This is a genomic window from Paenibacillus sp. FSL L8-0502, assembly GCF_038593055.1.
GTDB classification, from domain to species: domain Bacteria; phylum Bacillota; class Bacilli; order Paenibacillales; family Paenibacillaceae; genus Paenibacillus; species Paenibacillus polymyxa_D.
Map to the genome: position 1 here is coordinate 4,598,261 of NZ_CP151958.1, position 15,740 is coordinate 4,614,000.

Here is a 15,740-nt window from a genome sequence, read left to right on the forward strand (position 1 = left end):
CTCACGCTCATTGTTTTTCTCCAGATTTTCCTTTCATCAGACAAACCCTACGACTGTTGAACTAATGCTCATTGGGATACTTAGATACGATGACTTTTATTCAATCTATACGCATAGACCACGAATTGCTTAATTTACTTCTACAGTATTACTTTCCATCATTATCGGTTGAATCTATTTTTTCTTTGGAACACCGTCCAGACCGTACACTTCATCGTAAGCATCAAAGATTTTGCGTGCAACAGGCCCAGCACTCCAGGCCCCAAAGCCCCCTTCAGGAATAACAACCGCTACTGCAAGTTTGGGGTTCTGACGTGGAGCAAAGGCGATAAATACCCCGTTATCTTTTAGTTCTCTGCCCACACTTTGCTGCGATGTCCCCGTTTTGCGAGCAAAGTCATAAGGGAAACCTTTAAATGCGCTGACATCTGTTGCCATCCCGCGTATGACCTCATTCCAGTATGCATCCGGGAATTTCACTTCATTCAGCACCTTCGGCTTAATCGTTTGAACTACATTGCCGTTAGTATCTTTAATCTGACTGACCAAATGCGGCTCCATCCGTTTGCCCTTGGTAGCCAATACTGCTGTATATTGCGCAAGCTGAAGCGTTGTATATTTACCCTGCTGACCAAAAGAAGCATATGCCAGTTTTGACAATGAGGACTCTTTAGAATTATGAGCATACTCTCTGCGCCCAGGCCATTCACTTGGTAAATCTACACCCGTAGACACACCTAGCCCAAATTCCTTCATGTAGCGGTCCCATACATTCACACCTTGATCTTCCTTGGCATTATTAATGTACTTATTGTACAATCTCTTACCCACCATATCGACCATGAATGCATTGGAGGAATGCCGAATGGCAGAAGCGGGGTCCAACCCCCCGTACACATGACCCGAAGAGTTTCGAACTCGTGACGAATTGTTACGCCCAAAATAAGCCGCTCCTGTATCCTGGTAGTAGGATGAGGTACTAAATAGATTTTCCTCCAGACCTATCAACACAGAAAGAGGTTTAATGGTGGAGCCAAGTAGGACAACCGACTCTGGATGTTGACCTGATTGGCCCGATCCGAAGGAGCGAATAGTACCATTCAAGTATACATTTTGTATTTTCTTGTAATTATCACTGGATATATTTCCGGTCTGCCAGTAATTCGCATCATAATCGGGCATACTGGCCATCGCTACCACATTTCCTGTGTCCACTTCCATGGCTACAGCAAAGCCTGTTTTCGCATAAGGATGAGTCTTGCCAGATACAGCATGTGAATGGAGCCATCTCAATTGATCCATAATGGCATTTTCAGTCTTCACCTGAATTTCTTTGTTAATCGTAGAATAAATATTATTCCCTTTTTGCGGAGGAGTAACAGAATCTACACCCTCCGGCATATTGCGCGGATCAATGGGAACCGTTTTATAGCCATTTTTCCCCCGTAATTGTTCCTGATATTGATATTCCAGTCCATCAAAGCCAACTGATTCGTTATCCATATAAATGAGGCCCGGGTCATCTTCAGCTGACATGGATTTTTGAATATTCTTATATTTATCCAACGTTTCACGTGCACTTTTGTAGCTTTTAATATAACCGACCGTTTGAACAGCTACTGTATCAGGATCATAATGGCGTACGGTTTCCTCGACCACATCTATTCCGGGAAACTCGCTCTTATGCTGCATAAAATAGGCGACTTCTTCTTTGCTGAGATTCGTTTTAATCAGACGAGGCGTAAAGCCGCTAAGCCGTTGATAGTTCCGGTCCATAGCATCCATAATTTGTTCTGCTGTCATTTTTGGCTCGTTTTTATCGCCATATTCAGCAAACCGATTAGCCAGCTTTTGCGTCATATTTTCCAACTCAGGCAACAATTTTTTATCTGGATTACGCTTTTCTTCCACGCTGTCACTATAGTTCTTGGAGAGCGTGATATACAGCGATTGTACAGGTGTAGAATACGCCAGTCTGTTCTGCCCGGTGGAATCATAAATCGTTCCGCGAATCGGCGTAAGTGGTACATTTTTGGTAACATTGCTGGCCTCCTGCTGCTTGAGCTGAGGTCCATCCACGAATTGAAGTATCGCCAATCTTACAATGATGACTGTAAATATAATGAACGAGCTGAAAAAGAACAGATTGATCCGGAAGCTAAATCTTTTTCGGTCGGATGTCTCATTGTCTTTTCCTTGCTCGTTGTCCATCTTTCTCATGTGCCCTTTTCCACTCCTTCTTAAATCACTTTATCCTTGATATGTGTTTGGGCAAAACCAGGCGGATTAAACCAGTCCCCACTTTGCGCCCAGGTCGGATCTAACGGTACCCACTGATCCTGTCCGCTCAAATATACCTCATTCCAGGCATGGGACCCGTATCCTCCCTGTCCGTTGTACCCAAGGCCTGTTACAACCTTGACCTGTAGCCCCTGCGAACGAGCCATCATTGAGTAAAGGCGGGCATAATCAATGCACACTCCTTTACGTGTATCAAACGTATCTCTGGGAGTCTGTTCATGCCAGTCACCACGTTGCTCATAGGCTTCGACCTTACTGTAATCATAGCTAATACGGGTGCCTACCCATTCATACAACGCTCTAGCTTTTTGCTCGTCACCGCTAGCCCCTTCTGTAATCTTGGCCGCTGCCTGAACGATTTCGCTTGGAATGTCCCGGTCGATTATTTCATATTTGCGCTGCATGATACCATTCAATTCCTTGGTAACGGCCTGCGTAAATACGGGCAGCTTATCCTTAATCAGAGTCCCGGACAACGGCTCAATGACCGATTGCGCACCTTGCTTATAAATCGGCGAAGCTTGTACGTAGCTGCTAAACCCGCTGTCTGGGTACAGACTAACGCCTATGAACAGCAGGGCTATGATCATCATGGCGCGAGCTCCACCAATAAGGGTACCTATTCCGGCCCCTGCCACCCTGCTGAAAAAGCCCGATTTTTTTGGATGCTCATGGAGGGAGGAATCTGATTTTCCACCTACCATCAACACATAAATGGCACGCAGTATAAACTGGGCAATAGCATAACTGAGCATGAACAATACGGCGAATCGCAGCAGCGGAAAACCCTCTATCCCCGCCACAAGCGTATAATAAAATTGCTCAATCCCGCTTAGTTTTCGCTGTGGCAAATGCTCCATGTAAGCTGCCAGCCATTGTTGCACCTTCGGTGAAAGCCACATGGCTAATCCGAGCGAGCACAAAATACCCGCTACAGTCAGTATGCCATCCACAATAAGACTAAACAGCGCCCCTACAGATCTGGAAGCTCCTCGTCTCCAGCCCTGAATCAACGACAGCAGTACAATGACAATTAAAAACACCGTCACGCCATTCCAATGAAGAATAGGCTCCAGCCAGGATGGTTTCATTGTGTTCCTCCTGTCTCTACGGCGACTGTGGCGACTGTGTTACAGCCGAGCCTTTCGCACCTTCGATATATTTCTTGACGGTATCGCCCATACTCCACTCGCCCAGCGACATCCCCTGAAACCATACCTTGACCTTGTCACCATCAAATGGACCTTTCACTTCCAAGTTGGAGCTGGTTACCGAAAACGTACCATCCGCGTTGGATGTGTATTGGGCATCCCGTCCCTCTTTGATCATCATGTTCAAGGCCTCGCTCTGAACCTTGTTAATCGCATCATCCTTTGCCTGAGTAACGACCTTGCCGACCTGTTCAAAGGAAATGCCACTGTAGATAAGCAAGCCTGCAATTACGACGATGACAATCAGCCATTTTATGAGAGTTCTTACAACCTTCAATATGACTAACAATAGGACAAGCCCAATTAATATATACAGCCAATTATCTTGAACAATCTGCCAATTATGTTCCAAAAACTCTCTCCAGACGCCCTTATCCATTTCGCTACACTCCCGTTTTCAACTACATGATTCGAATTGCAAAATTGTCTCTGTAATTATACATGATTACGCAATGTCCTGTCAGCTTAGGTCTTATACATACCTTGTCTTTCAATTCTTGTCCATACAAAGTGGTCTATGTTCGTTCAATCCAGCGTACAACTTAGGAAGGGCCAATACGAAGTAACATGAAAGTTTACATTAGGGAAAGGGGGTCATTCACATGAAAACAGCCCTCTGGCTGTATCTCTTTTTGTTCATTGCCTTTTTTGATCTGCATGCGCAATATCCTATTTTGACGCCATTCGCCATCTCTCTGGGGGCAGCTCCTACCTTTATCGGTTGGATGATGGGGATTTACTCTCTGACTCACCTGCCTGGCAATTTGATGGCAGGTCCCAAAGTCGACAAACACGGCAGTCGCCGATATATTATGTTCAGCCTGACAGCTGCAGGCCTGATCCTGATCATTCAATCGTACATCCATACACCGTGGGAATTACTTTTTCTGCGTGCGATTAGTGGCTATGTGTTGGCTTTTTTATCTCCAGCCTGTCTGGCCATGCTGGCGCAACTGTCTGATCATCCGGTTACGCAGGGTAAATATATGTCGGGGCATGGTGTCGTCCATACGTTGGCCTCTGTTCTGTCTCCAGCCGCAGGCGCATTTATCGTAGCCAGTTTTGGCTTTAGCGAGACATTTAGTTCCCTTGGCATCATTCTCGTAATCACGGGGCTTATGGCTTATTTCACCTTACCCAAAAAAGCACCCGCTCCGCAGGCCCAATTATCTGATGGTCATACGACACCTGCTCCACTCTCGGCAGCACAGACGCGGTTACCATTCAATTGGCGTTACCTGCTTTTACCTTTTGTTTTGGCGTGCGCACAAGGCATTTTATTTTATGAGATCCCATTACGAAATAACGGTTCTGCGTCCATGATGTCCACCGGATTGCTTTTTTCCATCATCAGTTTGGGAGCACTCTGTACGCTTAGTTTGCTTTTTCTGAACAAATATTCACCGATGGTCAGGCTACTTTGTGGCATTATTCTGATGTCTTTAAGCTTCTATGCACTCGCCACCACGCCCGAAGCGACAATAGGCATCATCCTGTTTATTTTGGGAACAGCCAAAGGCATCATTTTTCCAGCGCTGGCCTCTCTCTTCATACGAATTGGAGGTGCTCGATTGGGCAAAACCTTTGCCCTGCAATCCATTGCAACGTCAATCGGCTCCTTTGCCGGGCCTGTACTGGCGGGTCAGCTTCCGGATCACATATCCCCTTTTTTTATCGCATTTCTGATTCTGATGGCTGGCCTGCTATTCGTTCCCGTTAAGCGCATATCTCCGACGCCGCCACTGTCTGCCACAGGACCTTATCATTCCTAGCTAGTCTGAGGCAGTGGGTATGCTAAAATGCTATCTTTAAAGCCCAAAATGCCGTTCCAGAGGGCAGATGCACAGTACACTATACCCCTATCCACATAGACTATTTTGACTGAACATTCACTAATAAAGGGAGGTGCAGCCTGTGAGCCACTGTCATCCTGTAAGCCCTTGCCCTGTTTTTGGAACTTCAACTGGCACCATTCTTGTTCTTTATATTCTGCTCGTCATCATTCTCCGTACTTGCTGGTTTTAATGTCTAAATTGCCCTAACATGTTGTCCCTTGTACCCATGCCTGCCACTTCTGGCAGGCTATTTTGTTATTTTTTGCATGAGAACCCTATTTGGAGCTACACTATACTCATATTCTTCATTTCCCGGGGAATTTCGAGCATATGTATCAGACAAGGGGTGAGCTTAAATGGCGATAACCGTGATCGTCGAAGGGAAAAATGACCGCAGCAAACTTCGCCGATTACTTGACCCGGAGGTTCACATTTTATGCACCTTCGGCACACTAAACTCTATAAAACTGGAATCCCTCCACAAGCGAGCCAAGCACGACGAAATATATTTATTTATGGACAATGACAGCTCAGGGAAAAAAATAAGGGGTGTGCTTGCAGACTCTTTTCCAGATGCCTACCATATGTATACCCGCAAAGGATACGCTGGCGTAGAAGGGACTCCAGACGAATATGTGATCGCTCAATTGGAAAAAGCAGGATTAGAAGAATACATTATATACCCGCCACCTGTTCTTTAGTCTTGAATAACAAAAAAGCTGTCCTCAGGCCGCTTTCATGCCTGTTGGACAGCTATATGGTGTACTATAAAATGCCTCTAAAATGACATTAGAATTTATGAACCGTATCGACGATCATCAGCAAGAAGCTGAGTGTCAGATGGTTAATGGAAAAGAAAAATACTTTTTTGGCCCAGGAATCCGTTTCTTCTTCCTTAATCGTAAAACCTTTAAAGGCATAGAATGCCCACAGCACGGACAGTAACACGGACACGATCATAAAAATCATACCGGCATATCCATAAGCATACATAAGGATGGGTACCGGAATCAGCAATACAATATAAGGAATCATCTGAATTTTGGTCCGATGGATACCTTTTACGACTGGCAACAACGGAAATCCTGCTGCGCGATATTCCTCAACTCTGCGAATAGCAAGTGCCCAGAAGTGAGGCGGCTGCCATAAGAACAGGAGAGCGAATAAAAGCCAAGCGCCCATATCAATACGACCCGAAGCGGCCACATAACCAATTACAGGAGGCATTGCACCAGAAATACCGCCGATGGATGTACTCCATGTAGATGAACGTTTTAACCAAAGTGTATAAATACCGACGTAGACGAACATACCAAGTAATCCCAGTAATCCTGCCTTTACACCAGAGAAGAAGAATAGAACAGCTAACCCGACAACACCCAAAATAATAGCGTATGACAACACCGTTGTAGGGGTCAGACGCCCTGTTGGCAGTGAGCGATTACGTGTACGTTCCATTTTCAAATCCAGCTCACGGTCAAAATAGTTGTTAAAAACACATGAAGATGCCATAACCAGCATTGTACCTAAAAGTGTAAGAATTAGCTTTATATAGTCAACGTCCCATTGCGATGCTAACCAAAAACCACCAAAGGCTGCAACCAGATTGGTACGAAGGATGCCTGGCTTGGTAACTGTAATAAAATCTTTCCAAGTGCCCGCTTTGCCGGGTGGTTTAGATTTTACAGAATAGGTAGCCGCATCCGAAGAAGTCTTATAACTTATATTATCCATTGTGAGTAACTCCCCCTTAGAGATGTATGAATTCGGGAGTAAGTTGAACTCCGATATAAATTTTATCATATACCTACCCCAAAAAGTTTGACAGAAAACGCACAAAACGTTCACAATTCCGATGGCAAATCGCCCCTGCTGATCGTTTACAGTAAATTTGGGTAGTAATAAGTACAGGAAACAATACAAAAGGAGCGACAGATATGGATACAGCCACACACTTTGTCATGGGAATCGGATTGGCCGGTCTGGCCTACACTGACCCTGTCGTCGCCGGAGATCCAAAGTTGGCCGCAGTGGTGCTGCTCGCTACAGTTGTAGGGTCACAAGCTCCGGATTTTGACACTTTGCTTCGGTTGAAAAATAATGCAGCCTACATTCGCAATCACCGTGGACTGTCGCATTCAATTCCCTTCTGGTTGATATGGATCTTGTCCATAACAGGGCTAATTTGCCTGATCTTCAGAGATGTGCCCCCAGGTCATGTAGCATTATGGGTAACGATTGCCGTCTGCCTGCATGTATTCACAGATTTATTTAATACGTACGGAACACAGGCATTCCGGCCGTTTACAAACAAGTGGATATCTTGGAATATCATCCATATTTTCGATCCCTTTATTTTTGGCACCCATGTTGCTGCGATTATGCTGTGGATCACCGGATTGATTCCACCCGCTCCCTTATTTATTACGCTGTACGTCATTATTGGCCTGTATTACATTTGGCGAACCTGGAGTCATTTTATAACCAGAAAAGCGGTACGTAATATGGACAACGAGCGTCAGGAGGGCGACAATTATTATATCATTCCCACCGTATCATGGAACCGGTGGCATGTGGTAAAAGCTCATCAGAATGGAAGTTATGACATTGGCGGATTAAATGGCTCGCACTTATTTTGGACGAAACACGCAATTCCATCCACACATCCTGCCGTAGAAGCATCCAAATCCTATCGCGATGTGCAGGCATTTCGCTATTTCTCCTCCTTTGCTGTTGCCGAGGTGGAAGAACTGGAATGGGGCTACATTGTGCGATGGGGAGACGTGAGGTATCGACACCGGAGGCAATATCCATTCGTGGCTGTGGTCGCGATGGATAAGCAGTTCGGGCTGATCAACAGTTATATCGGATGGCTCAGTGACGAAAAGATGCAAAAACGCCTTTCCCTGCATACGAATTAAAATCTGCTTACAAGCTAACAACCAGCCGTATGAACAAGAGACAGCAAGTTCCCCTTTAATCTGGGAGCTTGCTGTTTTTTTGGCCATTCGCGCCAAAAATCACATCTCATGAAAGCGCCCTCTTGACGAAGCGGACTTGCGTGATTCACAATGGTCATAAGCCATGCGTAAAAAAAATCCGGAGCATGATCGCTCCGGATTTTCTTCATGACAGTTGCTCATAATACAGCTTCCAAGATGGAGTGTTTATGTGTATTACTGCAAACGGCTGCTGCCCGACAAGGATTGTTCTGCTTGTTGGACTAGCTTTTTCGTAATATATCCCCCAAGAGAACCTGTTTCGCGGGAAACAACATTACCGAAGTAACCGTCCTGAGGGATGGTGATGCCAAGTTCTTGAGCTGCCTCATATTTTAATTGTTGTAAAGCGGCGTTGGCCTGCGGTACTTGCAGGTTGTTTGAACGACGTCTGCTCATATTTGAATCTCCTTTCAGTTCTTTGTGAGTGAGGTTCATTGCAAGCTTGCAAGATTATTATGGCTCGCTTACAACTACTTATTCCTGAAATTCAACATTCGAACACTGGAGGTTTTTACCAATGAGCAAAGGTTTATCCCTATGGTTCGCCGTTTCATCCATTGTCCTGCTGACCGCAGCCGCTATATCCATCAGTTATTCCGCATGGCTTGCCATTCTACTGGGGCTATTATCTGTCGGCAATATTGGCTGGGGTTTCGTGGTCAAAGCCCGACAACGCCGCTCCTAATCCAATCCTATAAAAGGCCTAATTCGTTTCGCCTCAATATGCTTTAGCGTAGACGTGGCAGAAAGCCCATGCGCTCTTTGACCGCAGACAGCGTGACTTCAGCAGCTTCTTGTGCACGCTCTGCGGATTGGGCCAAAATATGTCCAATTTCACCGGATTCCCGGATATCGCGATAGCGCTGCTGAATCGGTTCAAGCATAGCCACAACCGTCTCTGCCAGTTCTTTTTTAAATGTCCCGTACATTTGGCCTTCATAACGATCCTGCACTTCTTGGAGCGACAAACCGGAACACTGGCTGTAAATGCTCATTAGATTACTAATTTCAGGTTTATTGACCAGATCATATCTAACCTCACTGCCAGAATCGGTCGTAGCGCGGCTGATTTTCTTGCGTATGACTTTCGGTTCGTCCAGTAGCGCAATAAAACTGCCTGCATTCGGATTACTCTTGCTCATTTTTTTGGATGCATCATCCAGGGACATAATTCTTGCCCCTACTTCAGGGATATACGGCTCGGGAATTGTAAAATAATCTCCATAACGATGATTAAAGCGGCCAGCCAAATCCCGTGTCAGTTCCAGATGCTGTTTCTGATCTTCGCCCACCGGGACGAGATCCGCGTTGTAGAGCAAAATGTCAGCTGCCATCAACGACGGATATACGAACAACCCTGCTCCTACGGAATCCTTGCCAGCAGCCTTGTCCTTAAACTGAGTCATACGTTCCAGCTCGCCCATATTCGTCAGTGTTGTCATCAACCATCCCAGCTCAGCGTGCTGAGGAACATGGGATTGTAAAAAGACGTTGGATTTCTCTGGGTTAATACCCGCTGCAATAAATAATGCCGCTACCGCCTCCGACTGCTCGCGTAATTGAGCTGGTTCCTGCGGTACGGTAATCGCATGAAGATCTGGAACCATAAAGTAACATTGGTGATCCTCTTGCAATTTGACAAAGTTTTTCATTGCACCAATGTAGTTGCCCAAAGTAAGTTGTCCGCTAGGCTGAATACCTGAAAGTACAGTTTTCATATTCTTCCTCCTCCGATTATTTCAATATTTTAGAACGCAAAAAGGCCCCGCATCCTCAAGGGACGCGAGACCGTGGTACCACCCTTATTCATTGCCGTCAGCCTTTGCTTGTCGGAGCTATGCCCCATGACTGATTGCAATCTTAAAGCTCCGTTAACGGGGAGCAATCGGCCGTCATACTGAGGACTGTAAAATCCTGTTCTGTGCGGCACTCCAAGGTCCATTCAGCAATGCAGGCTCACCGGTTCCCATCCACCACCGGCTTTCTGAAGAGCTTATGCGAAAGCTTACTTGTCCTCATCATCGCGTTATCCATGTCATTACTTTCTAAACTACATTAATGATAATTCCGCATAATGTTATTGTCAAATGACGATTGTGCCCTACGATCAAAAATCTGTTATCATAATGACACGAAGCTTCAACCGATTATAGTGGACAAAGGAGCATGGATATGAAACAAGTGACCAAAGAACACTGGAACGGTTACGACACGTATGTTTTACATAGTGGTGAACTGGAAGTTACGATGATCCCTCGCCTCGGGAATAATATTATCTCAGTGCGTGATCTGAAGCTCGACAGGGATATCGTACGTCGGCCCGGTGAGGAAGAATTGGCTTTTTATTTACAAAAGCCTTATCATTTTGGCTTGCCCATTTTGATTCCTCCTGGCCGAATTCGCAAAGGACAATTTGAGTTTGACGGTGTTCCTTACCAGTTCGACCGAAATACAGCCAATGACAACCATATACACGGTCTGCATCGTAATCAATCCTGGCGCTGCAGTGATATTGAAGAGGATGAAGAAGGTTGCAGTGTCACTACCGAGCTTTTGACAGAAAGTGATCCGCACTGGATGGAACAATTCCCCATTCCTTTGCGTCTGGAGATGACGTATCGCTTGCAGGGTGCTATATTAAGTCAAACACTGCGCGTAACCAATTTGGGTGAAAAAGCAGCCCCATTTGGCTTGGGATATCACACTTGGTTTATGGTGGACGGAGAACCTGAGCGCTGGCGCCTAAAGCTACCTGTAAACGGCGTATATGAACAGGATGCTGAACAGCTACCTACAGGTATCATTACTTCGTTGAATGACTTGGAACAGCTCTCTTCGGGTCTTTCTCTGAAAGGAACGAATCTAGATACGTTCCTGCGGGCAACGGAAGGCCCTGCTGTAGCTCTTTTGACTCGTGATGATGGTTATCAAATCCGCTACACAGCAGATGAGCAATACTTTAAGTATTGGGTGTTATACACCAAAGGTGAATGCAATCAGTATCTTTGCATTGAGCCTTATACCTGGCTGTCAGATGCTCCTAATTTACCTGATCCTGTTGAAGGAGGCGGGCTGATCCGTCTGGAGCCTAAGCAATCCATCGATCTCAAAACTCAGATTCATATCATATATCCGTAATTTCCCTCTAGTCACTTTCCTTCCTTCGGCGCATATTTTCATAACTCTGTCGCATACTAACCTCATCACAGCCGAAGGAGGTGACTACACATGAATGAAGCTAATCAAGGCAGAAGTCGTCGCAGTAACAACCTTGTTGTTCCTCAAGCCAACAACGCACTGCAACAATTGAAATATGAAGCTGCACAAGAGCTGGGCATCACCATTCCGGCAGACGGTTACTACGGTGACATGCCATCCCGTGAAGCTGGTTCTCTGGGAGGCTATATCACTAAACGCTTGGTACAGCTGGCCGAACAGCAATTATCAGGACGTTCAGGTCAATAAGCGTCATTATTCCACATGAGCATTCCGTTCATCGTAATTTACCAAAATGCGTTATAACGGGCATATAACATAGGCGGTCTTCCCTAGGAAGGCCGCCTTTTCTCTTTTTTAAATTAGGATTTTGCAAAATCCTCATATTGATGATTATTCCGAATTAGCCGCTCGGTATGTAGGCTTGTTGTAGCGGATCATGAGATTCGCCATGTTGTAGTTGGACTCCAGTGTTGCATCTACCAAAATCGTTCCTTGTCTGATAGCAAAATCGAAAGCAATCTCACCATGAGTCCAGCTACGCTTATGATTTAGCGTTTCTAGGGCCATACGCCGAAAATCCTCCCGATGCTTTGCTGATAACCCCGGTTCTACTGCTGCAAACGTGCCACCCTTACCTGCAAGCGGATTATGGCGAATCCCAAACTTCCCAACTACATTGTTACGTATTTGTACAAATACGATGCCTGACGACAAACCCGCCAGTTCATTATCCAGTTCTTTTAAAACGATATCCATCTGCCTTGCCAACGACAATTGACCTACTTCATCCATTACAAAAACCCTCCTATATACCTTGTCCGAAAATAATTAATAGGTCTTACGGCTCAATTATATGCGAAGATTTTTAACCTTACAATCAAAACCAACATAATTGGGTATTTATAACTATTTTCTAAGTATATCCATCATTTTAAATTTCGCCAACAGGTAATGTTAATTACACTTCGACATTTTGCGACTTTGTTCATCATCTTCTGTAAAAATTACAAAAAAGGCCTCCCTTATAGGAGACCTTTCAAAAGTGTAAATCCGTTATTTTGTCATTTGTAAAAATTGCTCAATATCCTGAACAGTAACTTGCGCAGCATTACGCCAGAAGTCAGCCTGTGTTAAATCGGTACCTAAGTGCTTGGAAGCCAATTCTTCGACTGTCATGCGACCTGTATCACGCAGCAAGGCATCATATTGGTCGGCGAAGCCGTCAGGGTTTTCCTTCGCAAAAGCGTAAATTCCTGCACTGAACATATACCCGAATGTGTACGGGAAGTTGTAGAAAGGAGTGTCCGTAATATAGAAATGCAGCTTGGATGCCCAAAAATGAGGATGAGCCTCATCCAGGATACCACTAAACGCTTCACGCTGCGCTTGTTCCATCAACTCGCTTAATTGTTGTGCTCCTACGACTCCTTTTTTCCGCAACTCGTAAAAACGGGTTTCAAATAGGAAACGGGCATGAATGTTCATAAAGAAGGCTACACCACGCTGAATTTTATCCTCCAGCAAAGCTACCTTCTCCTGACCCTCGGCAGCTTCCAGCAAAGCATCTGATACAATAAGTTCTGCCAGCGTCGACGCCGTCTCAGCTACGTTCATGGCATAATTCTGATTCAATGGGTGCAATTCATTCATCACATGCTGGTGATAACCGTGTCCGAGCTCATGGGCCAGTGTCGAAACGTTGGATGGTGATCCGGCATAGGTCATAAAAATACGGGTCTCTTTGCTTAGACGCAGAGATGTACAGAAACCACCCGGACGTTTGCCAGGACGATCCTCTGCTTCAATCCAACTTTTCTCAAAAGCCATTTGGGCAAAGTCAGCCATTCTCGAGCTAAATTTACCAAATTGCTCAACAATCGTTACAGCAGCATCGTCGTATGGGATTTTAGTGGTTGATGTTCCCAGCGGAGCTTCAACGTCATGCCAGGACAGCTTCTCTAAGCCCAGCAGCTTTGCTTTCCGCTCCAAGTATTTAACTACAATAGGCTTTGTTTCATTAATAACCTGCCACATCGTATCCAGCGTTTGTGCGGACATACGGCTGATTTCCAGCGGTTCTTTAAGCACATCTGTCCAGCCTCGTTTTTCATATAGCTTCAGACGGAAGCCTGCCAAATGATTCAATGTATCCGCGCAATAGTCCTCTACCTGAGCCCATGCCTCTTCCCAACGTGCAAACACATCTTTACGTACGCTGCGATCTGCTTCATCCAGCTTATTAGCTGCTTGACCTACAGACAGGTTTACGATCTCGCCATTTTCTGGTACAGGGATCGTCATATTTTTGACAATGGTATCATAGAAGTCGCCCCATCCATGGTAGCCATCCACTGCCAGATCCAATGCAAGGCTTTCCAGCTCAGGAGCCATTTTTTCACGTGCTTCGTTCCGATATTCGTTCAGGACAAAAGAAATCGGCTGGATAGCTTCGCGCTCCATCCATTTCTGCCAAATGTCTTCACTGGTTTGTGCCAGCAAGTTCTGGAAAGATACTAAAGCACTTTTCCCTTGGGCATACAGCGTGTTGACACGCGCCCCCAGTTGAACAGCCAGCTTGTCGTGCTGGTTTTGAGCAGTTAGACAAGAGACAAAGGAACCCGCCTGCGACGCGCCATTAAACAGGTCCTGGATGCTACTCAATACACTATCCAGACGCTCGGTATCCAATACCGTTTGTGGTACTTTAGCTGCTTTAAGCTGGGACTGCAGCTGTTGGACCTTGCTTTCCAATTCTTCCAAAAATGCATGGAATGAGGCAGAGGAAGACCCTCCGCTAAAAATAGATTCCAGATCCCATGTTTGCTTTAACGGTGTTTTCATAATAGTTCCACCTTTCTTTTTTGGCGAATTCATGTGGTTTCATATACAATAAAGCTACATCGTGATAGTAAATCACTACAATTGGGAGGAAAACAGAATGAGACCCTTACAAATTTCGCCGGAAACGGCTGTGAAATTATCCGAAAAGCTCGGTATTCCGCTGGAACACCTTATGCATACACCCCAGCACATTTTGATGCAAAAGCTGGCCGAACTGGCTAAAGAAGAAACCGCTGACCCGAACGGCGGAGAATCGGACAAATCATGATCCCTTTTCATAAAACCTGGCCTTATGACATCGTCATGGGAGACGTTTATGTACAGTCTTGTCCGTTTTGCGACCAGGATAATGTATTGCTGCCCCTGAAGCCTAAAGAACTTAAGCTCATACACGAAGGTATGAAAAAGCTGCTTGTGTTTCCATGTTGCCATAACAAGGTTACTTTAGTGGATTGTGATGACGATTATTTGCTGTCAGATACCACATTGCGTCATCATTAATTCATGAGTTGTAAGAGAATATAACCCGTTTTACAAACAAGGTGTGAACCATGAGCCTAAATCGGCCATAGTGCACACCTTTATTTCTTCAGGAGGAGCTTGCGTCTTGCATTTCCTCCGGCAGTTGGAAATTTTTAGCCATCATTTGTTCTCGCAGTACAGACCACTGTTCGCGGGAAGCCCGGATCATGGCTGCATCCATAATCTTTTTGTCATTAATGACACGCGAAAACCAGCGTACCGCTTCGTTAAAGTTCCCTGTACGTCGATGCAATTCACCAATCAGATACAGCAGTTTGGCATTATTCGCCCCGACACCCTCCAGCTCATAAACCCGAACGTAAGAATCCAGACTAAATTTGAGAAAGCGAAGCTCCTGCTCCTCATTTCCCTGGTATCTGTACATCCATGCGATATGCTGTAATAGACTGGCTACTACGCGTTCCTTTTCTCCGATGACCTGGGCACAGAGTAAACCCAGTTTATACGTTTCTAATGCCTCTTCCCAGCTACGATGCCCGCCATATTCGCGAGACTGCCAGCGATTACCGATTTTATCTCTAAAAATCTTGGTTTGCTGATCGCTTAACTGAACGGTAGAGTGCTCTGTCGAGGTAAACCCACAATGAGGACAGACCCTTACGACATAAAAATCCGGATTTTCATTCTTATAATAAGCGCAAAAATCTGAATCTGTACGAATGGCCTTCTTTAGGCTTGGTCTGACACGAGATGTCTGAAATTCTTCTTCACAATGTGTGCAGGTGATTTTAATCTGATATAACGGTTCAAGTTCCAATGTTTTTACAACCCTCTCCAAAATTCGGCAA

Annotated in this window: 17 protein-coding genes and 1 pseudogene; 9 read left to right on the top strand and 9 right to left on the bottom strand. The window is 45.3% G+C overall.

What is annotated here, in order from left to right:
- Positions 1-174: 174 nt before the first annotated feature.
- The 3 genes from NSQ57_RS20085 to NSQ57_RS20095 are packed head-to-tail and all read right to left on the bottom strand — an operon-like array spanning position 175 to position 3,891.
- Complete coding sequence (locus tag NSQ57_RS20085; protein WP_342425210.1) at positions 175-2,220, bottom strand: penicillin-binding transpeptidase domain-containing protein; 2,046 nt, start codon at positions 2,218-2,220, stop codon at positions 175-177.
- Between the two features lie 20 nt (positions 2,221-2,240).
- Positions 2,241-3,392 (bottom strand): transglutaminase domain-containing protein, encoded by a 1,152-nt coding sequence (locus NSQ57_RS20090; RefSeq protein ID WP_342425211.1) that lies wholly within the window; start codon positions 3,390-3,392, stop codon positions 2,241-2,243.
- A gap of 16 nt (positions 3,393-3,408) precedes the next feature.
- On the bottom strand, positions 3,409-3,891 hold the full coding sequence (locus NSQ57_RS20095) for a hypothetical protein (RefSeq protein ID WP_029518209.1): 483 nt from the start codon (positions 3,889-3,891) through the stop codon (positions 3,409-3,411).
- 223 nt (positions 3,892-4,114) lie between these two features.
- On the opposite strand from NSQ57_RS20095, the gene NSQ57_RS20100 reads away from it, so the two are divergent.
- From NSQ57_RS20100 to NSQ57_RS20110, 3 genes and pseudogenes are all read left to right on the top strand, one after another.
- Positions 4,115-5,284, top strand: coding sequence for an MFS transporter (locus NSQ57_RS20100; protein WP_029518208.1), 1,170 nt, complete (start codon positions 4,115-4,117; stop codon positions 5,282-5,284).
- A 178-nt stretch (positions 5,285-5,462) separates the two neighbouring features.
- A pseudogene (locus NSQ57_RS20105) lies at positions 5,463-5,537 on the top strand (sporulation protein YjcZ); the annotation flags it as partial.
- A gap of 166 nt (positions 5,538-5,703) precedes the next feature.
- Positions 5,704-6,048, top strand: a complete 345-nt coding sequence (locus NSQ57_RS20110; RefSeq protein WP_029518206.1) for a toprim domain-containing protein — start codon at positions 5,704-5,706, stop codon at positions 6,046-6,048.
- An 88-nt stretch (positions 6,049-6,136) separates the two neighbouring features.
- On the opposite strand, the gene cyoE is transcribed toward NSQ57_RS20110, so the two are convergent.
- Complete coding sequence (gene cyoE, locus NSQ57_RS20115) at positions 6,137-7,081, bottom strand: heme o synthase (RefSeq protein ID WP_013311855.1); 945 nt, start codon at positions 7,079-7,081, stop codon at positions 6,137-6,139.
- Positions 7,082-7,284: 203 nt separating this feature from the next.
- Here cyoE and NSQ57_RS20120 point away from each other — a divergent pair, with 203 nt between their 5' ends.
- A complete protein-coding gene (locus tag NSQ57_RS20120) occupies positions 7,285-8,268 on the top strand; it encodes a metal-dependent hydrolase (protein WP_039272715.1) in 984 nt (327 codons plus the stop codon).
- A 255-nt stretch (positions 8,269-8,523) separates the two neighbouring features.
- On the opposite strand, the gene NSQ57_RS20125 is transcribed toward NSQ57_RS20120, so the two are convergent.
- Positions 8,524-8,745, bottom strand: a complete 222-nt coding sequence (locus NSQ57_RS20125) for an alpha/beta-type small acid-soluble spore protein (RefSeq protein ID WP_013311857.1) — start codon at positions 8,743-8,745, stop codon at positions 8,524-8,526.
- A gap of 121 nt (positions 8,746-8,866) precedes the next feature.
- Here NSQ57_RS20125 and NSQ57_RS20130 point away from each other — a divergent pair, with 121 nt between their 5' ends.
- Positions 8,867-9,034, top strand: a complete 168-nt coding sequence (locus NSQ57_RS20130) for a hypothetical protein (RefSeq protein WP_007431986.1) — start codon at positions 8,867-8,869, stop codon at positions 9,032-9,034.
- A gap of 43 nt (positions 9,035-9,077) precedes the next feature.
- Here NSQ57_RS20130 and trpS read toward each other — a convergent pair whose 3' ends face one another.
- Positions 9,078-10,067 carry a tryptophan--tRNA ligase gene (gene trpS / locus NSQ57_RS20135; protein WP_340886354.1) on the bottom strand — a complete coding sequence of 330 codons (990 nt, stop codon included), beginning with the start codon at positions 10,065-10,067 and terminating at the stop codon, positions 9,078-9,080.
- Between the two features lie 454 nt (positions 10,068-10,521).
- On the opposite strand from trpS, the gene NSQ57_RS20140 reads away from it, so the two are divergent.
- Positions 10,522-11,487 carry an aldose 1-epimerase gene (locus NSQ57_RS20140; RefSeq protein WP_342425212.1) on the top strand — a complete coding sequence of 322 codons (966 nt, stop codon included), beginning with the start codon at positions 10,522-10,524 and terminating at the stop codon, positions 11,485-11,487.
- Positions 11,488-11,577: 90 nt separating this feature from the next.
- The gene (locus tag NSQ57_RS20145; protein ID WP_013311861.1) at positions 11,578-11,814 is read left to right on the top strand and encodes an alpha/beta-type small acid-soluble spore protein; all 237 of its coding nucleotides are present in this window, start codon (positions 11,578-11,580) and stop codon (positions 11,812-11,814) included.
- Between the two features lie 144 nt (positions 11,815-11,958).
- Here NSQ57_RS20145 and NSQ57_RS20150 read toward each other — a convergent pair whose 3' ends face one another.
- Both NSQ57_RS20150 and NSQ57_RS20155 read right to left on the bottom strand, forming a co-directional pair.
- The gene (locus NSQ57_RS20150; RefSeq protein ID WP_013311862.1) at positions 11,959-12,360 is read right to left on the bottom strand and encodes a hypothetical protein; all 402 of its coding nucleotides are present in this window, start codon (positions 12,358-12,360) and stop codon (positions 11,959-11,961) included.
- A 261-nt stretch (positions 12,361-12,621) separates the two neighbouring features.
- Positions 12,622-14,409, bottom strand: a complete 1,788-nt coding sequence (locus NSQ57_RS20155; RefSeq protein WP_342425213.1) for a M3 family oligoendopeptidase — start codon at positions 14,407-14,409, stop codon at positions 12,622-12,624.
- Between the two features lie 97 nt (positions 14,410-14,506).
- Between NSQ57_RS20155 and NSQ57_RS20160 the strand changes: the two genes are divergently transcribed.
- Together NSQ57_RS20160 and NSQ57_RS20165 are read left to right on the top strand one after the other, a co-directional pair.
- The gene (locus NSQ57_RS20160; RefSeq protein WP_014277894.1) at positions 14,507-14,677 is read left to right on the top strand and encodes a YycC family protein; all 171 of its coding nucleotides are present in this window, start codon (positions 14,507-14,509) and stop codon (positions 14,675-14,677) included.
- The gene (locus NSQ57_RS20165) at positions 14,674-14,910 is read left to right on the top strand and encodes a hypothetical protein (RefSeq protein WP_029518200.1); all 237 of its coding nucleotides are present in this window, start codon (positions 14,674-14,676) and stop codon (positions 14,908-14,910) included. Before NSQ57_RS20160 ends, NSQ57_RS20165 begins: the two co-directional genes overlap by 4 nt.
- Before the next feature lie 88 nt (positions 14,911-14,998).
- Here NSQ57_RS20165 and NSQ57_RS20170 read toward each other — a convergent pair whose 3' ends face one another.
- A complete protein-coding gene (locus NSQ57_RS20170) occupies positions 14,999-15,730 on the bottom strand; it encodes a DUF2225 domain-containing protein (protein ID WP_049817024.1) in 732 nt (243 codons plus the stop codon).
- Positions 15,731-15,740 lie beyond the last annotated feature (10 nt).

Excerpts from the sequence above, each read along its gene's own strand:
- NSQ57_RS20085 (WP_342425210.1), bottom strand. The coding sequence starts at position 2,220 with ATGAGAAAGATGGACAACGAGCAAGGAAAAGACAATGAGACATCCGAC.
- NSQ57_RS20090 (WP_342425211.1), bottom strand. The coding sequence starts at position 3,392 with ATGAAACCATCCTGGCTGGAGCCTATTCTTCATTGGAATGGCGTGACG.
- NSQ57_RS20095 (WP_029518209.1), bottom strand. The coding sequence starts at position 3,891 with ATGGATAAGGGCGTCTGGAGAGAGTTTTTGGAACATAATTGGCAGATT.
- NSQ57_RS20100 (WP_029518208.1), top strand. The coding sequence starts at position 4,115 with ATGAAAACAGCCCTCTGGCTGTATCTCTTTTTGTTCATTGCCTTTTTT.
- NSQ57_RS20110 (WP_029518206.1), top strand. The coding sequence starts at position 5,704 with ATGGCGATAACCGTGATCGTCGAAGGGAAAAATGACCGCAGCAAACTT.
- cyoE (WP_013311855.1), bottom strand. The coding sequence starts at position 7,081 with ATGGATAATATAAGTTATAAGACTTCTTCGGATGCGGCTACCTATTCT.
- NSQ57_RS20120 (WP_039272715.1), top strand. The coding sequence starts at position 7,285 with ATGGATACAGCCACACACTTTGTCATGGGAATCGGATTGGCCGGTCTG.
- NSQ57_RS20125 (WP_013311857.1), bottom strand. The coding sequence starts at position 8,745 with ATGAGCAGACGTCGTTCAAACAACCTGCAAGTACCGCAGGCCAACGCC.
- NSQ57_RS20130 (WP_007431986.1), top strand. The coding sequence starts at position 8,867 with ATGAGCAAAGGTTTATCCCTATGGTTCGCCGTTTCATCCATTGTCCTG.
- trpS (WP_340886354.1), bottom strand. The coding sequence starts at position 10,067 with ATGAAAACTGTACTTTCAGGTATTCAGCCTAGCGGACAACTTACTTTG.
- NSQ57_RS20140 (WP_342425212.1), top strand. The coding sequence starts at position 10,522 with ATGAAACAAGTGACCAAAGAACACTGGAACGGTTACGACACGTATGTT.
- NSQ57_RS20145 (WP_013311861.1), top strand. The coding sequence starts at position 11,578 with ATGAATGAAGCTAATCAAGGCAGAAGTCGTCGCAGTAACAACCTTGTT.
- NSQ57_RS20150 (WP_013311862.1), bottom strand. The coding sequence starts at position 12,360 with ATGGATGAAGTAGGTCAATTGTCGTTGGCAAGGCAGATGGATATCGTT.
- NSQ57_RS20155 (WP_342425213.1), bottom strand. The coding sequence starts at position 14,409 with ATGAAAACACCGTTAAAGCAAACATGGGATCTGGAATCTATTTTTAGC.
- NSQ57_RS20160 (WP_014277894.1), top strand. The coding sequence starts at position 14,507 with ATGAGACCCTTACAAATTTCGCCGGAAACGGCTGTGAAATTATCCGAA.
- NSQ57_RS20165 (WP_029518200.1), top strand. The coding sequence starts at position 14,674 with ATGATCCCTTTTCATAAAACCTGGCCTTATGACATCGTCATGGGAGAC.